Below are 25,022 nucleotides of genomic sequence, written 5' to 3'. Positions count from 1 at the left end.
GACTTCTATCGAGGAAAAATGGGAGTTTACTATCTCAACTCCCATTCCCATTTAATCTTATTCTACAAAACAATTTTTTATTGTGCAATTTATATTTTTCAGATAACTAAAATATTTCTGCAATAGCAATCATTTTTCTGCGTTCGCTTCCGTATTCTCGTCTTGTTGAACATTTTCTATAGACGCTACCACTTCTTCGTATGTTTCTTCTGTTTCTTCGGAAGAAGGATTAACTGCCTTTACTTTTTCACCGAATACAGAACGTTCTAGTAATTCTGCAACATCAAATGTTCCAATAGAGTCTTCAACCTCTTTAGCCTTTGTACCATCCTCTAGCATTGTTAGGCAGTAAGGACAGCCTGATGAAATAACTGATGCATTTGTTGCAAGAGCCTGTTCTGTTCGCGCTACGTTTATGCGATTTCCTACATGCTCTTCCATCCACATTAATCCACCACCAGCTCCACAGCACATCGCTGTTTCGCGATTACGTTCCATTTCAACAAGCTTCACGCCAGGGATTCCTCGAAGGATCTCACGTGGGGCATCGTACACATCATTGTAGCGGCCTAAATAACAGGAATCATGGAAAACAATCGTTTCATGAACCTCATAGTTTAGAGCTAGACGATTTTCCTCAATCAACTGATTTAATAACTCAGTGTGATGATACACTTCACCTTTCCAGCCAAAGTCTTGATATTCATTTTTAAAGATATTGTAGGCATGAGGATCGATTGTTACAATTTTCTTCACGTCATTTTTCTCAAACTCATCAATATTTGCTGTAGCTAGCTCTTGGAATAAGAATTCATTCCCTAAACGACGAGGTGTATCCCCAGAGTTTTTCTCTTTATTACCTAAGATTGCAAACTTCACACCAGCCTCGTTTAATAGACGACATAATGCTAAAGCGATTTTTTGAGAGCGGTTGTCGAAAGCTCCCATCGAACCAACCCAGAATAAATACTCCATTTCCTCGCCAGATTTTTTCAGCTCTTTTACAGTTGGAATTTGGATTGTTGGATCTAGATCACGCCAATTTTCTTTTTCCTTGCGGTTTAAGCCCCAAGGATTACCTTGTCGTTCGATATTCGTCATTGCACGTTGAGCATCAGGATTTACTTTCCCTTCAGTCATTGTTAGATAACGACGTAGATCAATAATTTTATCAACATGCTCATTCATTACAGGGCATTGATCCTCACAGTTACGACATGTCGTACAAGCCCAAATTTCCTCTTCTGTAATGACATCGCCAATTAAAGATGGGCTGTAGATATCCTCAATTACAGCACCTTCAGCACCAGCTGCAATTGCAAGCTGGTTACCCTTTGTATTGGCAAAGAATTGATAAGGCACCCATGGTTTTTGTTTTGTTACGACTGCGCCCGTAAATGTTAAATGGTCACGCAATTTTACGATTAAATCCATAGGAGACAGCATTTTTCCTGTTCCTGTTGCTGGACACATGTTTGTACAACGTCCGCATTCTACACAAGAATATAGATCAAGCATTTGCTTTTGTGTGAAGTCCTGTATGCGTCCTACCCCAATAGAAGGCATATCCTCTTCGCTTTCAGCATTTTCTCCAGCTTCTTCCAAGGCCTCAAAATCAATTGGTGTTAATGTACCCGTACGATCTAAACGATTCATGTAAACATTAAGTGGACTGACAATTAAGTGGAAATGTTTAGACTGCGGTACGTATACAAGGAATGTTAATAGAATTAAAAGGTGTGCCCACCACATTACATAAAACACACCAGCGGCAACTGATGTAGGTAGGAAGCCAAAAATAGCAGCAATACTTGAAGCAACTGGCTCCGTATAAGTTAATCCCTCACCATGCCAAATTAATCCCATACCATTAGCGATTAATGTAGATACCATTAACCCACCAATGAAAATTAATACAAGGCCGTTTTTCCATCCTCGTTTTAGACGCACTAGCTTTTCAACATAGCGGCGGTAAAATGCCCACACTACCGCGACTAAAATCATTAAAACCACCAGTTCTTGGAAGAATGTAAAGACACCATAGAAAATGCCTAGTGGCAGATGTGACTCTGGTGCTAGTCCTTTCCAAATTAAATCAATGGCCCCTAACTGTACCATCAAAAATCCATAGAAAAACATAACATGTATTAAACCACTCTTTGGATCCTTTAATAGCTTATTTTGACCAAATACATTGACCATAATATAACGAAGTCGTTCTTTAACACTTTCATCAAACTCAACCTTTTTCCCCAATTGCACATACTTATAGCGTGTTTTCAACAGGTAGAAGAACAATCCTACTGCATAAAGCACAACCACGACTGTTAAGACAATGTTAGCAATTAATAATGGACTCATGGTTGGTCCCCCCTTTAGTTTGTCGTAATTTTCTCTCTTTGTGACGAATTTGCTAGTTCAAACAGAAATGTACTTCACTTTATCATTATATTCCTATTCTAATAAATGAGTGAGCATTCAGTCAACATAAAACGGAAATATTTCTGATAATTTTATATTCTTACATTTTACAAGAAAAAAAGCCACCCTGAATTTTTCAAAGTAGCAATTTTACTTTCCTTAACTATTATACTTAGGGGATGTCGCATATTCAGTAGACTTTTGAACATCTGCTAAATTGCATACAAACCTATACCGACCCGTAGCTTAACATCTGGAATTCATTTTTTGTACAAAAACATTTTTTAAATCAAACTTTATTTTTTAAAAACATTCCCACTGCGAATATATTCAACATCTGCTACGTTTAAGCGAGCATTTACAACACGTGCAGCTGCAAATAAATAATCCGATAAGCGATTTAAATATTTTTGTACAACCTTGGGTACATCTTCAACTTCTTTCATAAGTGTCACCATTTCACGTTCTGCTCGACGTGCAACCGTGCGTGCAATGTGTAAAGTTGCCGCTGCTGGTGCACCTCCTGGTAAAATAAAACGTTGTAAAGGTGGCGCTTCGTCTGATAAAGCATCTATACGAGCTTCAAGTACTTCTATCGGTTGCTCTGTTAATTTATAATGACGTTCTTTCATCACATTAGCAAGGTCTCCACCAGCATCGAACAACTCATGCTGAATTGTCTCTAGGTCTGTTAAAATATCCTTGAAAAGCGCTTGATCTAATTCACTTACGGCCTTCCCAATAAAGGAATTTAATTCATCAATTGCCCCATATGTTTCCACACGTAAACTATCTTTATCAACCCGTCCTCCAATAAGACTTGTTTTCCCCGTATCGCCTGTTTTCGTGTAAAGCTTCATTTCTCTCATCTCCTAAAACTGGTTTTTATAATTCCTAATCGCCTGAACTGTTGTTTCATAGACACCCTTTGCAATCATTTTACCAACTTCCGTAATTGGGCCACCATACAGCATTTCTTCTCCTTTTTGAGTTGCAGCAATTAACAGACTATCTGTAGCAGTACCTGTTGCAATTGTTCCACTCCGCTCATCACGAATATTTTCTGATTGCAACGCCTTTGTTTTTGCCTCAGTTGCTGTCATCAATGCCTGAAAAAATGCCTCTTCCGATAAACAACCATTAACGATAACCCATGTATTAATAGTACCAATATATGGATCATCTTGTCTTTCGTGTACTCGAGATACATCAACTGCATTGCCTACGCCAGCTGTTACAGCTACGATTATACTGCCAAAAGGTGCTGAAAATTCATTGATGGCCACTAGAGCTGTTGGTACTGCTGTAAGCATAACAACAGTATTTGTAGATGAAAAATTTTCCCTTTTCAAAAATTCTTTAACTTCTCTTTTCACATCGCTAATGACATAATCACCAGGAACTGAGCGATTTAATAAGCAATTATGCCAGCCAATACCTGGGTTATGAACTGCAGAAGATACGGTCTTCAGAGGAAGCTCTGATTGAAGTTGGATATATTGTTCAGTTATCGTAAAGTGCTCTTTTTTGATGACAGCTCGCTGCTGATAGTCTGTAGCTGCGGGCATTATTGTAATTTGGGGTTTTGGTATTTCAGGGTGAGCATATGTAGTCACCCGTGCTTGATAAACTTCTTCAATTTGGGAGGCAATTAATACTTCATGTGGTGCACCAAGTGCTCTCATTTGTCCGCTTTCCATCAGCAATAATTCATCACAATAAAGAGAGGCTAAATTCATATCGTGTAGTACCATAACGACTGTTAAACCACACTCCATAGCTTCCTTCCGAACCATATCTAAAATTTGACGTTGGTGTGCAATATCAAGATGATTCGTTGGTTCATCCAGCAGTAAGATTTCAGCTGTTTGAGCTAATGCCTGTGCAACAAAAGCTCTTTGTTGTTCACCGCCAGATAAAAATTCCATCGGTGTATGCTCATATCGCTTTACACCTGTTTGAAGCATTGCATGTTGAACTGCCTTCTCATCTTGTGCAGACCAACTCGAGAAAAAGCCTGTTTGATGCGGGTAGCGCCCCAGTGAAACTGCCTCTCTCACACTGTTCGAGAAAGCATTTGCATGAAGCTGTGGTAATACAGCCATTTTTTTCGCCAAAGCACGAGCATTATAAGAAAGAATATTTTGTCCATCAATCGAGACGGTTCCAGCAGTAGCTGGTAAAATACCACTCATTACTTTTAATAATGTGGATTTCCCGCTACCATTCGGCCCTAGAATGCCAAGAATTTTTCCTTTTTCAACAGTAAAACTAATGTCCCTGACGATTGGTACATCTTCATAGCCACCTGATAGATGTTCAACAACAATCATGCCCGTACCCCCTTGCTTCTTCGCTGCTTATAAAAAATATAGGAGAAAACAGGTGCTCCAATAAATGCCGTAATAACACCAATTGGTAGCTCTCTTGGCACAATGATTGTTCGTGCTACTAAGTCGCAAATAATGAGTAATGTTGCACCATTGAAAAAAGATAATGGTAATAAGTGGCGATGATCAGAACCCCAAATCATCCTTGTCATATGCGGCACCACTAATCCTACAAAGCCAATTGTGCCAGAAACCGCTACAGCCGCTCCAGTTAACATGGAGCCACCTGCTAATATCAAATATTTACTGCGCTTTACATTAACACCTAAATGTTTTGCTCGCTCTTCACCATACAACAAGACATTTAATTCTCGTCTTTGTGTCCATAGCATAATTGAACCAACAATCACAAAAGGAATGATCATTTGGACATATGGCCAACCACGCATCGAAACAGAACCAAGTAGCCAGCCTATTACCTGACGTAATTCTTCACCAGATAAGGCAATCATTAATGAAATAAGGGAACCTAAAAAAGAACTAAAAATAACACCTGTTAATATCAACGTTTCCATTTTTAATGAGCGGTCTACGAGTCTAGCAAAGCTCATAACAACTACCATCGTAATGATAGCACCAATCATACTGAAGATTGGCAGCGCATACAAACCGACAACAGGTATAGAAATACTAAAAAAGATCGTTAAAACAGCACCAACAGAAGCCCCTGATGAAACCCCTAGTGTATATGGATCTGCTAATGGATTTTTTAATAAACCTTGGAAAGCTGCTCCAGCAATAGCTAGAGATGCGCCTACTAGTCCCGCTAATAACACGCGAGGCAAACGAATTTTCCAAAAGATATTGGCGGCTGTTTCATCAACCGCCTTATTCCACAATACTTCTAATGGAATATGAACCGAGCCTATCGCTACGCCACACCAGATGCTAATAAGAAGAAGCGTACATGTTAATGTATAGGCTAGTGCTATTTTTTTCACTTAAATACCTCAGGATAGATTGCTTTTGCTAATTCTTCTAGACCTTCAGCTAAACGTGGCCCTTGACGACTTGTCGTACTTTCATCTACCTGCACAATCGCATTATTTTTTACGGCATTAATCGTATCAAAGCCCGCACGTTTTGGTATTTTCGTTAAAATATCTGGTACATAATGATATGTCACCACGATGACATCTGGATTTTTTGCGATAATTTGTTCTGCATCAATTTTATACCAATTATCGCCATCTACAGCTACATTCTTTGCATTGATCATTTCAAGCATAGCGTTCATAAATGTACCATTGCCAGCTGTATAAATATCTGGCTCATCTGATGCTTCAACTAACACTTTTTTGGGTTCAACATCCTTGACTTTAGACAAAACTTCTTCTACTTTTGCCTTCATATTAGCGACAATTTTTTCTGCCTCTGGTAATTTCCCTGTAGCACGTCCAAGTTGCTCAATTGTTGTATATGTTTCATTAAAGTCTTGTGCATTTTTTACAACAAATACTTTCAAACCTGCTGATTCAAGCTGTGCAATAGCCTCTTCTGAAAGAGACATGCTAGATTCGTGTGAAAAAACGATATCTGGTTTTAAGGCAATAATTTTTTCAATATCGTATTCCATACCGCCAACCTTATCCTTCTCAGCTGCCTCTGGCGGATAATCGTCGTTGTCCGTAACACCAACTATTTCATCATTTAAATCTAGTCCAAAAAGGATTTCAGTATTACTTGGAATAAGTGAAACAATTTTCTCAGGAGGTGCTTCAAGTGTAATGTCCTTACCAAGGGCATCTGTTATCGTCATTGGGAATGTTGCTTCATCCACCTGTGCTGTTTCTTGCTGTGTTTGCTGCTCGTTAGATGGCTTGTTATCTTTTGCTTCCTGCCCACAAGCAGCTAGCAAGCCTACTGCTAAAAATGCTGATAATCCTATTTTCCAAAATTTCTTCATGTGAATCCTCCTTCGTTGATCCGTGCGACATTTCGCTTTATTCTACATCAAAATAAAACCCCTCATCTTTGATCGATGAGGGGGCAAAATCGCACCAAAAAAACTGATACAAAATCCACCACCCTATCCTCGTAGGTTGTCATGTCGTTATAAAGGCAGGTCTCCTGGCTAGTGCTACTTGCGATTTTTCAAGCCTTCCCGAAATCTTCAGTGGCATCATTTGAAAAAACTCACACTTACAGTGGCGGGACCGCATCGGAATTACACCGATTTCCCTTTTCACTTTACTTAAGTAAAGAACCTTTATAATATTCAGTTGATTTTATTATACATGAAAATGAAAGAAGTCGCCTCCATTCAAGACGACTCCCAGGCCATTATACAATTTCAGAAAAGTATTGAACTGTTTTCATTTGTGCACCCATTTCTCTTAATGACCATGTCTGCTCTAAATAAACGTCTGCTAGTTTTTCATATTTCCCACCAAATTTATGTGCCCACTCAACCGCTATGACACTTTCATAAAGGTGAGCCATTTTTTCCGCCATACCTTTAGCTTCAAAAGTTTTCGTTGCCTCGTCTAAAGCGCTAAAAATTTGCAGTTTCACAGACATATTCGCCAATTGTTCTTTAACGATTTGTACTAGTGAGCTGTCAGCTAATTTGTCTAATCGTTCCTCCATCTCCTGTACAAACAGTTCATGAGCATGAAACTTATCTACTAAACGAATGAGTTCTAAGGCCAAAATATTAGCCGTCCCCTCCCACACCGTTAACACTTGGGCGTCTCTTAATAAGCGGGGCGTTACAAAGTCTTCTATATAGCCATTACCTCCGTGTAATTCAATTGCCTCACTAGCATAATGAACAGCTTGCTCTGCTGTTTCCTTTTTCATAATGGCAATATATAAACGATTCATAATAAGATCTTGCTGAGTTCCCTGTCCACTTGTCACTTTATCGTATAATTGGATAAGGTCAAAAACTGTCGCTACTTCCACGTGCAACTTAGCTGCAAATTTCCCTAAAGTATCCTGAATCATAGGGTACTGTGTTAAGGGCTTGCCAAATGCATGTCGATTGCTTACATAATGTTTTGCCTCTAAGAAGCCGCGACGCATAATACCAATTGAAGCGACTGCATTACAAATTCTAGAGAGATTTAGTGCTTCTAGCATATAATAAATCCCTTTATTTTGCTCCCCTACAACATAGGCAAGTGCACCATCAAATTCTACCTCACCAGAGGGAACTGCCCGAACGCCTAGCTTATCTTTCAGTCGGCGAATACGTAAATGATTTGTTGTTCCATCTTCTTTGCGCCAAGGAACTGCAAACAATGTTAAGCCTTTGGAACCTGCTGGCGCACCTTCTAGTCGTGCTAATACCATCGCTACACCACACATGCCCGCATTGGATGCAAAATATTTTTCACCATATAGACGATAAGCAGTGCCATCCTTTCTCGCCTCCACCACATTTGCACCTACGTCAGAGCCCCCTTGACGTTCTGTTAAAAAGGTCGCACCTTCATATAAATCTGTGTCACCTGTTGCACACACATGTGGTAAAAAACGCTGCTTTACCTCTTCATCTGCATAATGATCTAATAGATAGGCAGTTGCCATTGTCAATGTTACTGGACAATAAAAACCGGGCTCTGCATGTGATAGCAAATAACCTTGTGCAAAGCTATAAACATAATTCCCCTTGTGTCCTAGCTGCGGAATATGCTTGTGTACATAACCTACAATCCCAGTATTATATGTCTCTTCAATCGTTTTTTTATAGCCATCATTAACCCAAACCTCTGATATCTCTTCACCATAGGCATCATATCTTTGAAGGCGAGGCTCACCCTGTCGATCTGTATGCTTTGCCCTCGCATCAATATCACCTGCACATAGCTCACCAAAATCTGTTAACTCTCGTTGGGCATAGGATAAAAACTCTTTATCTAACATCATTTCCACTATTTTTTGAAGCGTGTCATCTTCAGTAAAAAAGTTCGTAGTACGCATTGCTTCTTGTTGTAATACTTTCATGCTATCTCACCTCTTGCCCCTTTAAATTTTGTTTTAATATTTTGCCTGATGCATTGCGTGGTAGCGCTTCTACTTTTTCAAAAATACGTGGTATTTTAAACTTTGCAAGATGCTCCTCTAAATAAGCTTTCAAAGCTTCCTCATGGATGTCTTGTTTAGCAGAATACACCGCCTTTACAGTTTCCCCCCATTGCGGATGTGGTACACCAATTACCGCAACCTCGAATATACCTTCAAAGCTCAATAAACAATCTTCAATTTCTTTCGGATAAATGTTGACACCTCCCGAAATAATGACATCCTTTTTACGATCTACGATCCAAATAAAACCATCTTCATCCTTGCGAGCTAGATCTCCGGTTTTTAACCAACCATCAATAAAGGCTTCATTAGTAGCTACTTCATCCTTATAGTAGCCAAGCATGTTGCCCTCACCCAACAAGACAATTTCCCCCACTTCGCCTACATTTACATCTTCTCCACTGTCATTCACAATACGCAACTCTGTACCAAGTGGCGCCCGCTGACCAATACTTCCTGCCTTTGCTTCATGCTCCTTGCCAAATAATAATGAGCCACTTGGACCTGCCTCTGTTAATCCATATACACAAGTCAAATTATTTGTGCGGAATGCCTGCTGAATGAACCGAACCTCACTTTGAGATAACGGTGCCCCACCATAGACCCACCATTTCATAGAAGACAAATCTGCCGAATGTAGCCTTGGCAGTTGTGCCGTTAATAAATAAGCAACAGGTGCACCAAAGAAATGTGTTGTTTTCTCCTTTTCAATGGAATCAATGAATAAATCGGGTGTAAAAGTTGGTGTTAATACATTTGTTGAGCCTACCAATACACCCGCCATTAAAAATAAATGTAATGGTGCAGAGTGTGTTAATGGCATCATAAGCAAAATACGGCTCTCAGGCTTTACCTCCATTTCAACAGCTATCATTTGCGCCACTGTTAAAATATTACGGTAGCTAAATAACACACCCTTTGGTTTTCCTGTCGTGCCAGATGTATATAAAATCGTGGAAGGGTCATCCTCTTGTAACTGACAATCAATTGTTTGTGTACTAGCATTTTGAAGCATTGATTCATACTGATGCCATCCCACTTTTTCTTGACCTGTTTTAATTTTTAACGGAATACCGGCTAGCTGTTCAACTGCTGCAAAAATAGCCTCATGTACGACAATTGCCTTCGCCTCGGCATGCTGCGCCACGTACTCTACTTCTTGCAATGTAAACTTCGCATTGACTGGCACAACGATCGCTCCAATACGCTGAATAGCAAAGTAACTGACAACAAACTCTAAAACGTTTGGCATAAAAATTAAAACCTTATCCCCCTGCTTTACTCCCTGCTCTAGTAAAGCATTACTAAAACATGTCACCTGCTTATCTAAATCTTGGTAGGTTACTCTTCTGCCATGACAAATAACGGCTTCATTTTTCGGATACTTACGGGCATTACGTGCTAATAAATTGGAACTATTCATCTTGCATCTCTCCCTTTAAAGTCGCTAATTTTTCGCTAAACATGCCATGCATTTGTTGTAACTCATGCTTCATCTGCGTCAGCTCAGCTATTTTACTGTCAATCTCTTGAATTTTTTGTTCCCCGTATTCAACCGTTCGCTCTAATTGCTGAATTCCTGAGCGATCAAAATCAAATAGTAAAACCATCTCTTTGATTTCCTCTAAAGAAAATCCGTACCGCTTGCCTCTGAAAATAAGCTTGAGTTTCGCCAATTCTTTTTTGGAAAAGGTTCGTTGGTTGGTAGATGAACGATGGGGGCAAAGAAGCCCAAGTTCCTCATAATAACGTATTGTCCGCGTAGACACATTAAACTCCTTTGCTACCTCCTGAATCGTCTTCAAAACCATCTCCCCTTTCCTAATTGGCAACAGTATACCATTGACGTTAACGTAAACTTCAACAAAATTTTCGGAATTAACAGAAAAATAAAGTTTGGGACAGCTAATTTCCCACGGTTTATCCGTTTCTTTTGTCTTTCTATCCAACACATTCGGAACTTTATCTCTCATATTCAGCCTTCTATCCATTAAAAAAAGCCCCTAACACTTTTCATGTTAGGAGCCTAAAGTTTAATTACATTTTTTCAGGTGCAGATACGCCGATTAAACGTAATGCGTTCGCAATTGTTGTGCGGACAGCCGTAATTAATGCTAAACGAGCCTCTGTTAACTCTTTATTTGAAGCATCTAATACTTTTTCTGCATTATAGAAGCTGTGGAATGCAGCTGCTGTTTCTTGAATATAGTTTGCGATACGGTGCGGTGTGCGGTGTTTCGCTGCTTCCGCTACCACTTTCGGGAAATCACCAATCTTTTTCAGTAAATCAATTTCCTTTTCTGCTGTTAATAAATTGAGATGTTCTGTTGTAGCAGCAAAGCCTTGTTCATTTGCTGAACGTAAAATAGATGAAATACGTGCATGCGCATATTGTGCATAGTACACAGGGTTTTCATTAGATTGTGATACTGCAAGGTCAAGATCAAAGTCCATATGAGAATCGCCAGCTGTTTTTACAAAGAAGTAACGAACTGCGTCAAGACCAACCTCTTCTACAAGCTCACGCATAGTTACTGCATTCCCTGTACGCTTAGACATCTTGAATTTTTCACCGTTTTTATAAAGCTGAACCATTTGAATAACTTCCACTTCTAACGTATCTCGATCATAACCAAGTGCTTGAATCGCTGCTTTCATACGTGGAATATATCCGTGATGATCAGCTCCCCAAATATTGATTAATTTATCGAAGCCACGGACAATTTTGTCTTCGTGATAAGCAATATCTGGTGTTAAATACGTGAATGACCCATCATTTTTAATTAGCACACGATCTTTATCATCACCAAATGTTGTAGAGCGGAACCAAGTAGCACCATCCTCTTCAAACACATGTCCATTAGCTTTTAATTTATCTAAAGCTACTTCGATTTTCCCGTTTTCATATAGAGACGTTTCAGAATACCAGACATCAAAATTTACACGGAAGTTTGCTAGGTCTGTTTTTAATTTATCTAATTCTAAAGCTAAACCGTGCTGACGGAAGAAGGCAAAACGCTCATCATCTGATTTTGCTAAAATTGCATCCCCATGCTCTTTTGCTAATTTACCCGCAATATCAATAATATCTTGCCCATGATAGCCGTCTTCTGGCATTTCAGCTTCCATTCCTAATGCTTGTTTATAACGAGCTTCTAATGAATAAGCTAAGTTATTAATTTGATTACCTGCATCATTAATATAATATTCACGAGAGACACTGTAACCAGCCATATCCAACACATTACATAAGGAATCACCAACAGAAGCGCCACGAGCATGACCTAGGTGAAGATCTCCAGTAGGATTTGCTGAAACGAACTCCACTTGAATCTTTTCCCCAGCACCTGCATTTGAGCGGCCATAGTCCGTACCTTGCTCAAGCACCTGTGTCACTACCTCTGTTAGGAAATCTTTACGCACTGTGATATTCATGAAGCCTGGGCCAGCAATATCAATCTTTTCAATATCAGTGCCTGATGGATCAAGATTTTCTAAAATAGCTTCGGCGATAGCACGTGGTGGCTTTTTAGCTAACTTCGTTAATTGCATCGCAATGTTTGTTGCATAGTCACCATTTGCTTTATCCTTTGGTGTTTCTAGGTGAATCGATAATTCTGTGCCAGCCTCAACTAGACCAGCTTTTTCAACAGCCTGCACGATCGCTGCTTTAATAGCCTGTTGTACTTGTTCTACTGCGTTCATCATTGTACCTCCGTAAATGTAATATCTAATGTATAGTTGCCAACGGATTGCCCACCCATTAGTAAATCGTACTGTACATGGAAATCTCCGCTTGTTGCCAGTTTTGTAAACGTCATATTTTTCGTATCAATCACGAGGGGCATAGAACCGAACTCACTTTCATAATGCCCTTTTTGTTGTTCGATTATGTTCAGCGGTAATCGCATATTAACCGCTCCAGCACGCATAATTAGTGCCTTCTCATGACCTAACTTCATCGTTGTGCGGACGATTTTATCCTCCTGCACCTCATCATATTTCAAATACAAGCTTCCTGCCTTTTCAAGTAGCTGCCCTTTGAGCCACATTTCATAACTTTCGGACTCCCCATCACTTGGACGAATGGTAGAAATGAGCTTTATGTTCACATGCGATCTTACTTCGTTCGCCATAACGGATGCCCCTTTTTAGTCTTTTACTATAACCTTTTTATTATAGGATGAATACTTATGGTTTTTCAAGATAGAAGTGATGTAAAGCTCCTCAACAAGTTTATTCGAGAAAATAAAAACCCTCTCCTTCCATAACGGAAAGAGAGGATTTCATTTTATCTATACCATTTTCTTATAATCAATTGTTGAACTATTAACAATAAAGCACTAACAGTCCAATAGATCGGGATAATCGCTGGATTGAACAGACTAAAAATGAGGATCATGAGAGGATTAATAAATACCATTATCTTCATATTTAATGGTTGACTTTTCTCTAGGGCTATACAACTTTGAATGAAATAAATCAAACAAGCAATCATCGAAACCCCAATATCAATCGTCCCTAAATTCATCCAAAGGAAATTTTCACTGGCAATCACTGAATCTAGCTTAATCGCGTAGTACAGTGAAAATAATATCGGTAATTGAATAATGATTGGTAAACAACCTAGTAAAGAGCTTTTCAATGAATCTGAAGTTAGCTCTTGGATTTGTTGCTGTACCATTCTTTTTTCAGATTCGCTTTGACTATTCTTATATTTATCTGTAAGCGCATCTAATTCAGGCTTAATGGTAGTCATTAATTCTTTTGAGTGCTTTTGGTGTTTTGCCGATCGAATAAATAACGGCATAAGAATTAATCTGACTGCAATCGTAATACCAATGACACTAAGTGCGTAGCTACCTGTAAAAGAATGGATGAAATGAATGAGGGTAATAATAGGTTGTGCTAAAAATGTTAACAATGGTTGTCCTCCTAGTTTTAAAGTTTAAATCAAACTAGGAGATACACTTTCTTCCTCATTGTCTTCGGATATTCTAATACATAGAACAAACCACGTTAGCATAGGTGGAGTCCAAGTATTCGTGATAGTATAGTCAACTTCAAACTCCTCGTCTTTCACATCTTGAACGGTTATTTTATTGACGAGATACAGATGCAAATGAACACTTAATACAGTTAAAACCAAAGATGCTAATAGCCAAAAGTATTCCATTGTACTGACAAAAATGAATAAATCATTCATGAGAAGTGACCAAATCATAATACTCCTCCTCCCTTTATTAAAATTGAAGAAACATACATTTTACCTAACTTATCTACGCTACAAAGTAAAATAAGTTTCAATTTTATGCTAAGGCTCATTCTTCATTTCAAAAATATAAAATGGGGCTAGCTCATAGCTAAACCCCATTCAACCAATCTTATTTATTTTACCCAGCCTAAAATCATTTCCCGTAATAATTTTGAAGCTGTGTTTGCTGTCATTTCTGAAGAATCGTAGATCGGTGCTACTTCAACTAGGTCGAAACCTACTACATTTACACCACTTGCTGCAATAGCATGGATGGAAGCGAGTAATTCTTTCGAAGTAATACCACCACAGTCTACTGTACCAGTGCCTGGTGCGTGTGCTGGATCTAAAACATCGATATCAATTGTTACATACACATTGCGTCCAGCTAGTGTTGGTAGGACCTCTTTTAACGGTTCAAGTACTTCAAATTTTGAAATATGCATGCCGTTTTCCTTTGCCCATTCAAATTCCTCTTTCATACCTGAACGGATACCAAATGAATAGACATTTTTTGGTCCTATATGTTCCGCAATTTTACGGATTGGTGTGGAGTGCGAAAGTGGCTCTCCCTCATATTCCACACGTAAATCCGTATGTGCATCAAAGTGAATAATAGCAAGATCATCATATTTAGCTGATACAGCCTTCATTACTGGCCAAGACACTAGATGCTCGCCACCCATGCCGACAGGAATCTTGCCATCTGCTAATAATTTCTCTATAAATTTCTCAATTTCATCTAAAGAACGCTGTGCATTACCGAATGGTAGTGGAATATCCCCTGCATCAAAGTACTTTACTTCCTCAAGCTCACGATCTAGATATGGACTGTACTCTTCAAGACCAATGGATACCTCACGGATACGCTGTGGACCGAAACGTGATCCTGGACGGTAACTTACTGTCCAATCCATTGGCATACCATAAATTACTGCCTGTGCGTCGTCATATGTAGGATGACTTTTTATAAAAACATTTCCTGAATAAGCTTCATCAAATCTCATTGCTAGCCCTCCATATAATTAATCATCATTTTTCGTCTTCTTCTATTATGGCTTACAGGATTGTAATGAAACCTGTATCCTTTTATCCTCGTATACATTATTGGAACGTCTAGCAAATTTCGATTAAAATCTACAAGGTGCAATTTTTTTGTCGAATGCCAGCATTTCAAGTAGTACAAAAAAAGTATAGATGTTTTTGAATAAAGTGCAATAGTTTTTAGTTAGAATTTCGATTAAAGATGAATGTTCGAACACATACTAAAGCTAAGTTCGAAGTTGTGAGAAAACGAGGTGAAGTCGGATGAAACGAAAAAGCTATCATCGAAAGCAACAACGTGTAAAGCGCACACGCAAAAGCCTTACGTTATTCGTGGCCTTTACATCTGCAATTGTCGTAGCGTTTGTCGCACTCCGCATCTATGTTCAAGTGGCTGGTGCACCGCCTTTAACCGTACCAAAGGCTTCTATTTTCTTAGATGAAAATGAGAACCAAATTGGGGATCACTTTACAAATCAACGACGATATTGGGTCGGCCTCGATGAGATGTCACCTTATTTAAAGGAAGCAGTTGTTGCTGTTGAAGATAAAGATTTCTATCAACATGGCGGTTTCGACTATTCACGTATTGCTGGTGCCATTTTAGTGGACATTAAGGCTGGTGGTAAGGTTCAAGGAGCTAGTACCATTACGCAACAATATGCTCGTAACCTTTATCTTTCCCATGAAAAGTCTTGGACACGTAAATTAAACGAAGCCCTGTATGCTTATAGATTAGAAGTTTTTTATGACAAGGACGAAATACTAGAGGGCTATTTGAATACGGTATATTACGGTCATGGCATGTATGGAGTAGAAGCTGCAAGTCGTTTTTATTTCGGAAAATCTGCCAGTGATTTAACGCTTGCTGAAGCAGCAATGCTAACAGGCGTACCAAAAGGACCAAGTATTTACTCACCAATTGCCAATTTAGATAAGGCTACCAATCGTCAACACGTTATTTTAAAACTTATGGCAGACCAAGGTGCCATTACACAAGAAGAAAAAACGCGTGCTGAAAATGAACAGCTCGTCTTAAAAAATGATAGCTGGGTTGCAACCAAATCTGTTGCCCCTTATTTCCTGGATGTGGCTTGGCAAGAAGCCAGTGAAATCTTAAAATCAAAAAACCTTGATATTAGTGAAGGTGGCTGGACAATTCAAACAACGCTTAATCTGGAGCATCAAAAAGCAGCTGAAGAAGCAGTAGCCAAAAATATGCCTGCCAATGATCTGCAATCTGCGTTTGTAAGTATGGAATCTAAAACAGGAGCTGTCACTGCACTAGTCGGTGGTCGTGATTATTCAGTAAGCTCATTTAACCGAGTTACACAAGCCAAACGTCAACCAGGCTCTACTATTAAGCCGATCTTATATGCAGCGGCGCTAGAAAATGGTTACACGCCACTAACTTTTTTAGATGTTGGTGAAACAACTTTTACGTATGATAATGGGCGTGGCACTTATGCACCTAAAAACGTCAACGGTCAATTTGCAGATCATGATATGACGATGGCACAAGCTATTGCTATCTCAGATAATATTTACGCAGTAAAAACCTTAGAGGACATTGGCTTCAAAGAGTTTCATGATATGGCAAACCGTTTTAATGTAGGAATTGGTGCGAAGGATAATTTATCCATTGCACTAGGAACGATTGAAACGACATTATACGAAATGACAAATGCATATAATATTTTGGCGTCGCAAGGACAGCAAACAACACCAACAACCATTGTATCCATTAAAAATGCACATGGAGATGTTATTTATGAAAACAAAGATGTAGCAAGCAAAGCTGAAACAGCCATTTCTAAAGAAAATGCATACATCTTAACAGAAATGATGACAGGTATTTTTGATCCTGTTTTCAGTGACTATTCACCCGCTACAGGAATCAGTATTCGTTCACGTATGACACACACATATGCTGCTAAATCAGGTTCTACGAATAGTGATCAATGGTTAATTGGTTTTACTCCAAAACTAACTGCTGGTGTATGGAATGGCTATGATCAGGGTAAAAACCTTACCACGAAGGAAGATACTGCTGCAACAAAGCAAATCTGGATTGACTTTATGGAAACTGTCAACAAAGGTACAAAAAATGAGGATTTCAAAAAACCTAAAGGTGTAGAGGGCGTTGTCATTGATATTGAAACAGGTAAATTAGCGACTGACGCTTGTCCTAAACAACGTCTAGTCTATGTAGAGTCGAAGGATGTACCTACTGAAAAATGTACAAACTTCGATATTCTCGACAGTAATACATGGGGAGAATTTTGGAATATGCTACCATTCTCTATATTTAAGGACTAAAAACAAGATAATTTCGGAAACCTTTTTAATCCTAATACGTTTTTAGCTATGAAGGCTCTCGACAAAGTAACTGATATACTAAAAATAAGAAAAGCTTTCTCTTCCCCGGAGACGTGTCCGTGGGAACAGAAAGCTTTTCTTTTTTTATGGTCCGCGAAGTATGAGCATCATGGGGCATTTGGCTTGGGTTTGGGTTGTTCAAATGCCGCATAGCGCTCATCACATTCGCGATACCAAGTGTCCTAGCTTACTAAAATGTAAGCTCTGCATCAAGTGTACTTTGTTTCAAACACACTTTCAACCTAATATCGAAAGCGATTGCAAAATGTCACAGATTGTTCAATCATTACGAGTCTATTCGACAAATAAGTCTTGACGCAATTGCTCCTCACTACGTTCCCACAATTCTGGATTAAGTTGTTTAAGGAAAGAAGCTAACACTTTTTTAGACGGTGCATCCATATGCTCTACAATAATATGACGTTTCATGGATTTATCCATTTTATTTACATGATCAGCTAGAATTTTATAGCCACGTCGTTTTTCACGATTTACAACCATCTCACAGGCTGTAACTCCTGCATAATATGGCCCATTTTCTTTATGGTCTATCGTCACCCACACGAGCCAATACAGTTTCCCGCCCTCTGAATCAGCACGGTCCATTGTAAATTTAATACCACGCTCTACGTCACTTCTTGCATGCATGGCACCAATTTCAACAGAAGCCGTCCCCTCTTCTACGTCCACTATTACAGGCGATACATTCTCTAATGAAAGTGAACCGATACCAAACCCTTTATGTCCATCTGTTGGATCGTTTTTTATAATGGTAAAACCCATTTTTTGTTTTGGTTTTTCTTCATTTGTCATACTTAAATATCCTCCATTCTGCTATTATAAAGGAAAGCATATCAACGCATATTTTGTCGAAACAATCACTATTTTCGCCATTGCGTATATGCCTCAACGCAAGTAAGAAGTTTATACTTTCTTATAAACTAACTATACAACATTATTCTATAAAGGAGGCAATATTATGCCATACGTAACAGTGAAAATGCTTGAAGGTCGTACAGAGGAACAAAAACGTGCTCTTGTAAAAGAAGTAACAGAAGCAGTATCTCGCACAGTTAATGCACCTGCAGAAAATGTAACAGTTTTTATTGAAGAAATGTCTAAAAATCATTACGGCGTTGCAGGCGTGCGTTTTAGCGACAAATAGTAGTAAGATGGATAGAGCAAGCATCTTAACGCTCTATCCATTTTTTTGAAATGGTCATAAGTTAACCATCTTTTGCTGGAATAAAACCTTCTATTTCAAAAACAAGGATGTGATCTACGACATGAATAAACTGAAGATAATATTGCTCATCACTATGCTCGTCCTTGGCCTAATACTTGTATTTATCAGCCCCATTCAAAATGCGATCATTGCCCATTTAAGCCATCAATTAAATACTACTGAAATCAGTGTAGAAGAGATTGAAAAGAATAATCAGGTTAATGCAGATTATGTATTTGAGGATGTACAATCGCTGTCCATAGCGGAGGTATTAAAGGCTCAAACAAAGGCCAATAAAATGCCCATAATTGGTAGTATCGCCATACCAAGTGTTGACATGCAACTTCCGATTGTCAAAGGTGTTGGAAATGCTGCACTTGCCGTAGGGGCAGGTACCATGAAGCCAAATCAAAGCCTCGGGCAGGGAAATTACGCCTTAGCAGGACATTATTTTGAAGAAAAGGATATCTTATTTAGTCCTCTATATAAAGCAAGTATAGGAGATACAGTCTATGTAACGGATTTAACCAATATTTATGAATATCATTTAGCTTCTAAGAAAGTCATTGCGGCAACAGATATTTATGTAATCGATGATATTCCAAATAAAACTGTTTTAACACTCATTACATGTGCTGATAATGGATCAAAGCGTCTTGCCATACAAGCTGATTTTGTTCAACAATATCCATTTGATAAAGCACCTGAAAAGCTATCAGAAGCATTTTAGAAATAGGTGAAGCCCCTAAGATTTAAGAGTCTTAGGGGCTTCTTCTTTTAAGTAATTATTTAACTTCAGCGTTGCGGCGACGTAAGAAGTATAATGCACCAAGAATAAGTGCTACTCCAATCAGCATTAGTGCTGTTTGATCGGCACCATCTGTCTGAGGTAATTTACCTTGTGCTTTTAATTGAGCTTCTAATCGTTTTGCATCCGATTTAATTTTGTTAATATCAAGTGATTCTGCAACAGCTTCCTGTTCCTCTTTAGTTAATTGACTATATTTATTCAAGAAATCCTTATAAGCATCTAATGTATCTTTTGTAGCTTTAGTTGGATTATAAGGCGGTAAGTTTTTCCCTTGATCAATGACACCTTGAACAGAAGGTTTAGATCCCTCAGTTTTTCCAGGATTGGCCGAATTATTTGAATCTGTATTTGGTTTGTTTGGTTCTACAGGATTCTCTGGATCTGGATTTGGTTTATTCGGATCCACCGGTTTTTCTGGATCTGGATTGGGTTTGTTCGGATCCACCGGTTTTTCTGGATCTGGATTTGGTTTGTTCGGATCCACTGGTTTCTCTGGATCTGGATTTGGTTTGTTGGGATCCACTGGTTTCTCTGGATCTGGATTCGGTTTGTTCGGATCCACTGGTTTCTCTGGATCAGGATTCGGTTTGTTCGGATCCACTGGTTTTTCTGGGTCTGGATCTGGATTTCCTGGATTAGTTGTAGGAGGTGTTACTGGTAGACTTGGCTGAATTTTAGCCTCGCATGTATTACCCACGATAACTGTACCAATAATTGTCTTACCATTCTCCCTTACAATATACTTACCTGGCTTAATAATTGAATTATTGATCGTAATTTGACCCTTACTATCTGTTATAAACTCTGTTGAACCATTATCTTCAACCTGTATACCATCTTCACCTGTTATTGTTACTTTTACGCCTACACGTGGTTGACCAAACATATTGTTAATTGTCAATGTAAAGGCTGGACAAACTGGTGCAATTGATAATGTAATTTCACAAGGAACACTCGCATAAGAAACTTCTATCTCACCTAAGTAAATATTTTTATCATATACATCATATTTACCCGCAGGAGTTGTTTTAGATACAAATGTTAAATTTCCATCTTTATCCTTATTTGTTGAGATTACTTTTCCAGATTTATCTTTAATAATGACATCGTTACCTGGCTTGATGATGCCAGTATTATCTTTGATTATTACTGTGAAGTTTTCACATTTTGGTGTTGGTTGAACGCTCGCTTTACAATCGATATTGCTTTCAAACTCATCAATTTCTTCTCCATCAACTACAACTGTGTAAACACCTGGCTCTAAATCACTTAATTCAATTACACCGTCTTTTGTAGTTTTTGTAGCTATAATGTTACCTGTATCTTTATTTTTAACCGTTACTGAAGTACCATCTGCAACTAAATTACCATCAACATCATAGACAGTTAATTCAAACGTTTCACATTTTGGTGATAACTGTACTTCACTTTGGCAATTATCATTGTGATACGTAACATTTACTTCACCTAAATACTGGGTACCCTCATATAGCTTATATTTTCCTGCTGGAGTTGTTTTATCAATGATGAATTGACCATCACTATTTGTTGTGCCAGTAGCTATAACAGTATTACTTAGATCTTTAAGTGTAACTGATACATTTGGACGTGGATTTCCATTCTCATTTTTTACAGTAATTTTAAAGTTAGGACATGAATTTGTAGGTTGGACTGTATCTTGACATTCTCCAGTACCATATTTAACGGTAACAGTACCTAAAGGAATGTCATTTTCGTCCACTAATGTATACACGCCTGCTTGGACTTCTTTACCACCTGTACCAGGTCGCTTAATATCTGATACTTGCCCCGCAGCATTTGTTGTGCCCGTGTATTTTGCATTGCCGTTGCTATCAATTAATTTAATATTTTTATTAGCAATAGCATTACCATCAATATCTTTCACTGTTAATGTGAATGCTGGACAGGCATTTGTTAAATTAACATCCTCAATGTTATCAATAACATATGCTTTACCATCCACACCTGGAGTAATATCTATATTTGCTCCCATTGTAATCGTGATTGGCGCAATCGCAATATAGCCCCCTGGTGATTCCTCTCTTAACGTATACTTTCCGTAACGCACTTGTTCAAATGTCAATGTACCATCTGCATCTGTTGTTCCTTCATCAAGTTTGATTGTGTTATTTTTATTCCATAATTCAAACTTAACACCAGCAAACTGTTCACGTTTACCTGTTAAAGGATTTACTTTATATTTTTTTAATTGCAATGTACCCTTAACACCTGATGCACTTGTATCAGATGAGCTATATTTAAATGTTTTGCTATCGCCACCGTGGTCACTTGTACCTGCAGCTGTTGCTCCAGCGTAACCAATAGAGGCACTATTAGAAATTGTTTCACCCGCGTTACCATCCCCCATAAAGAATGTGGAATACGTAACAACATAACCTTTGCCATTTAATTCTCCCAAATTAAGACTAAAACTACCATCTTGATTTAGGACAATTTCGCTAGCATCCACAGTAATAGGGGATCCTATATTTTGAGAAGTCCCATTTGCATTTAGTTTAATCTCTTGTTTCTTGAACGTATTTGTTAATATTTTTTGGTTACTTGATGGTTTGTCTGTTAATGTAATATTTCCTAATTTTGAATTAGAAGCATTTACTGTAACTGCCCAATTAATAATATCGCTGGCTGGAACAGGTGTCGCTGTTTTTTTAATTAACTCATTTGCAAGATTACTAATTTTTGCTGTTGCATTATAATTATAGCTTCCATTGTGTGGAGTATCTAGAGTCGCTGTATTTGTGTAATCTCTTGGAGCATTAGTTGAGTTTTGACCATAAATATCGTCAGCATCTTTTGTTTTGTATTCAATTAAATACGCTTCGTTGTTATCAGTAATTGGATCTAGGTTAATAAACGTAATTTCAAAACCTGTAACCTTGTTATCTGTTAGTGTTTCTGTAACAGTCCATTTAGCAGGATCTAATGTACCATTTTTTGTTCCCTCTTCTGTTGTTAAGTTTAGCTTAGATATGGTAATTTGATCTTTTAATGTTTGACCATCTGGAACAGGAATATAATGACCCGCACCTAATGTATCTGTTAAGGTAGCACTGTTTATATCTTGTTTATTGATATTAACCCCAATACGCCAAGAAAACTCTTGTGTCTGGTTATCTACGACAACTTTTTTGTAGCCATTATTGTTTGTTGGAGAAGTAGAATCTGGCGTATAATTAGCAGTTCTATCTAATGCTTGGTTATGAGAATCTATTGCGCCATCCCATGTTGCATCAGCCGTATTAATATACGCGGTTGCTACACCTCCGTTTGGCTTAATATCGTACTTTGTTTTGTATCGAATAGTAACTGTGCGGTCTTTTGGAATGTCACTTGAAAATTCCATTTTAAAACCTTCGTTGCCTATAGTTGGGGCACTCCCCCCCTTATCTGTAATCGTGTACGTTAAACCATTTGCACCAGTAACCTCATAGAAGTCAGTACCGTTCCATGGTGTTAAAGTGTGTTTTAACGTTTCTCCAGCTTTATTTGTGGTTGTAAAGTCATCTTCTATTACAAAGTTTTTCAAATCTTTCTCAGCATTAATGGTTAAAGTCCATGTAATTGTTTTGTTTACATAGTCAATTGCCCCGCGTGCTTTATTAAAGATGTTTGAAGCCAGGTCTAGAGTTGCTGTGTCTGAACCACTATCTCCTCTTGTTACAGTATTTGTAATCGTACCCGTATTTGCATCTGTAACAAATTCATCTTCCAGCTCTGTATCATAGACAACTTTAAACGCTGATGTCACCTCACCAGCTGGACCTGTAGTATTTGTTGAATGATCAAAGTTGATTATAAAATTATAATTATTTTGTGAATCGAAGCTATAATCTTGACCTTCACTTAACAGAATTGAAGATTGCTCCGTTTGACCGTCATTCGATAAAGTTACACGATATACTTCAAAACTACTGTAATCAATTTTATGCTTACCAGTTGTTGGCGACGAGCCTGTTAGTGTATCTGTTAGTTTCGCTTTATCAGCAGGTATTTTTTGACCTAGCCAGTTATACTTGATTGTCCATGTCGAATTATATTTATCGCCACTTCTTGTTTTATCTAAGCTTGGTCCATACTGTACAGTTTGTGTTCCATTGGCTGTTGTGTTAGCAGGGATATTTGTCCCTGTCAAAGTAGCTACGTTTGTATAGGGCATACTTGATGCAGTTGGATCTGCTGTTACAACAGTGTTATATGTTACTTTGTATGCATAGTATCCATCTGTCAATGAGATAGGGAATGAGGTTTCATTGCTTGTAGCGTCTACAGCACCTGGGCTGTTTGGATTAAATCCACTCAAACCTATTTTATATCGCTCAACTGTAATATTTCCTGCCAGCTCATGCTTTGTATCTGGTACATCATTCAAACTTGCACTTTCAAGTTTTTGCCCACCAGTATTCACCCAAACTGTCCATGGAATCGTTACTTCACCACTTGCGTCACGTGTAATAGAACCAGCATTTTTAGTTAGTAATTGCCCACTACCTGTAGGTGCAAATTCAAAGTCTAGTTGAACATCTGCTCCTCCAAGCACAGGGATTATTAATGATTGTTCAAGTTCACTTTCATCAGCAAAATTATCAAATTTCGCCATAAACTCAAAGTTCATACTACCTGATTGCCCTTGTTCTAATTCACTATCTATTGTGACTGTTACTGTTTTTGTAGCACTGTTATAGCTTGACGAATAGGCTAACCAATCACCAGTCTCTGTTAATGTTCTTGATTGATTAAAAGAACCTGCTGTGTACTCTTCAATCATATTGGCAGGTAATTGGAATGTGAACGTAGAACCTATTCCATAATCAATTGTTGGATCCACAGAGAATGTGTAGTTTAGATATACTACATCACCCTTTTTCGGTTTTGGCCCTGAATAATTTGCTAAATCTGTAGCATTTGTAATTAATGCTCCACCTTGTGAAAAGAGCTTTAAGCCACTAAATGACATCGTCACATCTGCTTGCATATTTTCAACAGGGTAACCTACTGGCGCACCTAATGGCATTATTAGCTGTGGCTGGTTTTCTATCTGCTCTTCTTCTTGTTGTTCTTCTGGCTGTCCTTCTTGCTGTTCTTCTGGTTGCTCTTCTTGCTGTCCTTCTGGCTGCTCTTCTTGCTGTCCTTCTGTTTGCTCTTCTGATTTTGTTTCATCTTCTGGAGTTGTCACTTCAGCAGCATCTTCACTTGGTATTTCACTTGTAGTATTTTGGTTTCCTACTTCTCCATTAGAATCAATCACAGTATTTTCGCTAGATTCATTTTGAGGAGTCACAGGTGGTTGACTCTCGTCGGCAAACACTGAAATTGGTGAAAGTACTGTTTGAAATACAAGTAGCAATATAATTATCGCTATGTTTAATTTTTTCATGTTTCTCTCCTTTTTTAGTTAGAGAGATACCTGATACTGTTTGCTACAAA

18 protein-coding genes and 1 riboswitch are annotated in these 25,022 nt (G+C 38.4%); of the genes, 3 read left to right on the top strand and 15 right to left on the bottom strand.

Translation table 11 applies throughout. The annotated features are described in order from the left end of the window. Window positions 1-129: 129 nt before the first annotated feature. From C7B89_RS17625 to speB, 13 genes are all read right to left on the bottom strand, one after another. A complete protein-coding gene (locus C7B89_RS17625) occupies window positions 130-2,361 on the bottom strand; it encodes a heterodisulfide reductase-related iron-sulfur binding cluster (protein ID WP_115674203.1) in 2,232 nt (743 codons plus the stop codon). A gap of 356 nt (window positions 2,362-2,717) precedes the next feature. After that, window positions 2,718-3,281 carry a cob(I)yrinic acid a,c-diamide adenosyltransferase gene (locus tag C7B89_RS17620; RefSeq protein ID WP_004231536.1) on the bottom strand — a complete coding sequence of 188 codons (564 nt, stop codon included), beginning with the start codon at window positions 3,279-3,281 and terminating at the stop codon, window positions 2,718-2,720. A gap of 12 nt (window positions 3,282-3,293) precedes the next feature. Continuing rightward, window positions 3,294-4,754 (bottom strand): adenosylcobinamide amidohydrolase, encoded by a 1,461-nt coding sequence (locus tag C7B89_RS17615; RefSeq protein WP_115674202.1) that lies wholly within the window; start codon window positions 4,752-4,754, stop codon window positions 3,294-3,296. Beyond that, window positions 4,751-5,752, bottom strand: a complete 1,002-nt coding sequence (locus tag C7B89_RS17610) for a FecCD family ABC transporter permease (RefSeq protein ID WP_066036948.1) — start codon at window positions 5,750-5,752, stop codon at window positions 4,751-4,753. Before C7B89_RS17610 ends, C7B89_RS17615 begins: the two co-directional genes overlap by 4 nt. Then, on the bottom strand, window positions 5,749-6,717 hold the full coding sequence (locus C7B89_RS17605; protein ID WP_115674201.1) for an ABC transporter substrate-binding protein: 969 nt from the start codon (window positions 6,715-6,717) through the stop codon (window positions 5,749-5,751). Before C7B89_RS17605 ends, C7B89_RS17610 begins: the two co-directional genes overlap by 4 nt. A 137-nt stretch (window positions 6,718-6,854) precedes the next feature. Further along, window positions 6,855-7,037: riboswitch (cobalamin riboswitch) on the bottom strand. Window positions 7,038-7,094: 57 nt separating this feature from the next. Beyond that, the gene (locus C7B89_RS17600; RefSeq protein ID WP_115674200.1) at window positions 7,095-8,762 is read right to left on the bottom strand and encodes an acyl-CoA dehydrogenase family protein; all 1,668 of its coding nucleotides are present in this window, start codon (window positions 8,760-8,762) and stop codon (window positions 7,095-7,097) included. Between the two features lies 1 nt (window position 8,763). After that, a complete protein-coding gene (locus C7B89_RS17595; protein ID WP_115674199.1) occupies window positions 8,764-10,266 on the bottom strand; it encodes a class I adenylate-forming enzyme family protein in 1,503 nt (500 codons plus the stop codon). After that, window positions 10,259-10,648, bottom strand: a complete 390-nt coding sequence (locus tag C7B89_RS17590; RefSeq protein WP_066037054.1) for a MerR family transcriptional regulator — start codon at window positions 10,646-10,648, stop codon at window positions 10,259-10,261. The genes C7B89_RS17595 and C7B89_RS17590 overlap by 8 nt, the downstream gene beginning before the upstream one ends. 232 nt (window positions 10,649-10,880) lie before the next feature. Next, window positions 10,881-12,548, bottom strand: coding sequence for an arginine--tRNA ligase (gene argS / locus C7B89_RS17585; RefSeq protein ID WP_048393759.1), 1,668 nt, complete (start codon window positions 12,546-12,548; stop codon window positions 10,881-10,883). After that, entirely contained in the window at window positions 12,548-12,979 is a 432-nt protein-coding gene (locus C7B89_RS17580; protein ID WP_048393761.1) for a YwiB family protein, read from the bottom strand. Before C7B89_RS17580 ends, argS begins: the two co-directional genes overlap by 1 nt. Window positions 12,980-13,134: 155 nt before the next feature. Next, a complete protein-coding gene (gene yidC, locus C7B89_RS17575) occupies window positions 13,135-13,767 on the bottom strand; it encodes a membrane protein insertase YidC (protein ID WP_115674198.1) in 633 nt (210 codons plus the stop codon). A 24-nt stretch (window positions 13,768-13,791) separates the two neighbouring features. After that, entirely contained in the window at window positions 13,792-14,067 is a 276-nt protein-coding gene (locus tag C7B89_RS17570) for a hypothetical protein (protein ID WP_115674197.1), read from the bottom strand. Between the two features lie 164 nt (window positions 14,068-14,231). Beyond that, the gene (gene speB, locus C7B89_RS17565; RefSeq protein WP_004231519.1) at window positions 14,232-15,104 is read right to left on the bottom strand and encodes an agmatinase; all 873 of its coding nucleotides are present in this window, start codon (window positions 15,102-15,104) and stop codon (window positions 14,232-14,234) included. A gap of 301 nt (window positions 15,105-15,405) precedes the next feature. Here speB and C7B89_RS17560 point away from each other — a divergent pair, with 301 nt between their 5' ends. After that, window positions 15,406-17,460: a transglycosylase domain-containing protein gene (locus C7B89_RS17560; RefSeq protein ID WP_048393764.1), complete on the top strand. Its 2,055-nt coding sequence runs from the start codon at window positions 15,406-15,408 to the stop codon at window positions 17,458-17,460. Between the two features lie 354 nt (window positions 17,461-17,814). On the opposite strand, the gene C7B89_RS17555 is transcribed toward C7B89_RS17560, so the two are convergent. Beyond that, the gene (locus C7B89_RS17555; protein WP_066036952.1) at window positions 17,815-18,333 is read right to left on the bottom strand and encodes a YwhD family protein; all 519 of its coding nucleotides are present in this window, start codon (window positions 18,331-18,333) and stop codon (window positions 17,815-17,817) included. A 166-nt stretch (window positions 18,334-18,499) separates the two neighbouring features. Here C7B89_RS17555 and C7B89_RS17550 point away from each other — a divergent pair, with 166 nt between their 5' ends. Together C7B89_RS17550 and C7B89_RS17545 are read left to right on the top strand one after the other, a co-directional pair. Continuing rightward, window positions 18,500-18,685: a 2-hydroxymuconate tautomerase gene (locus tag C7B89_RS17550; protein WP_004231516.1), complete on the top strand. Its 186-nt coding sequence runs from the start codon at window positions 18,500-18,502 to the stop codon at window positions 18,683-18,685. Window positions 18,686-18,806: 121 nt separating this feature from the next. Further along, the gene (locus tag C7B89_RS17545) at window positions 18,807-19,475 is read left to right on the top strand and encodes a class A sortase (protein WP_054548575.1); all 669 of its coding nucleotides are present in this window, start codon (window positions 18,807-18,809) and stop codon (window positions 19,473-19,475) included. Window positions 19,476-19,530: 55 nt separating this feature from the next. On the opposite strand, the gene C7B89_RS23460 is transcribed toward C7B89_RS17545, so the two are convergent. After that, window positions 19,531-24,972 (bottom strand): collagen binding domain-containing protein, encoded by a 5,442-nt coding sequence (locus C7B89_RS23460; RefSeq protein WP_115674196.1) that lies wholly within the window; start codon window positions 24,970-24,972, stop codon window positions 19,531-19,533. Window positions 24,973-25,022 lie beyond the last annotated feature (50 nt).

It is taken from the genome of Lysinibacillus capsici (assembly GCF_003367505.1).
Lineage (GTDB): Bacteria > Bacillota > Bacilli > Bacillales_A > Planococcaceae > Lysinibacillus > Lysinibacillus capsici.
This window is presented reverse-complemented; position numbering and strand designations above follow the sequence as displayed.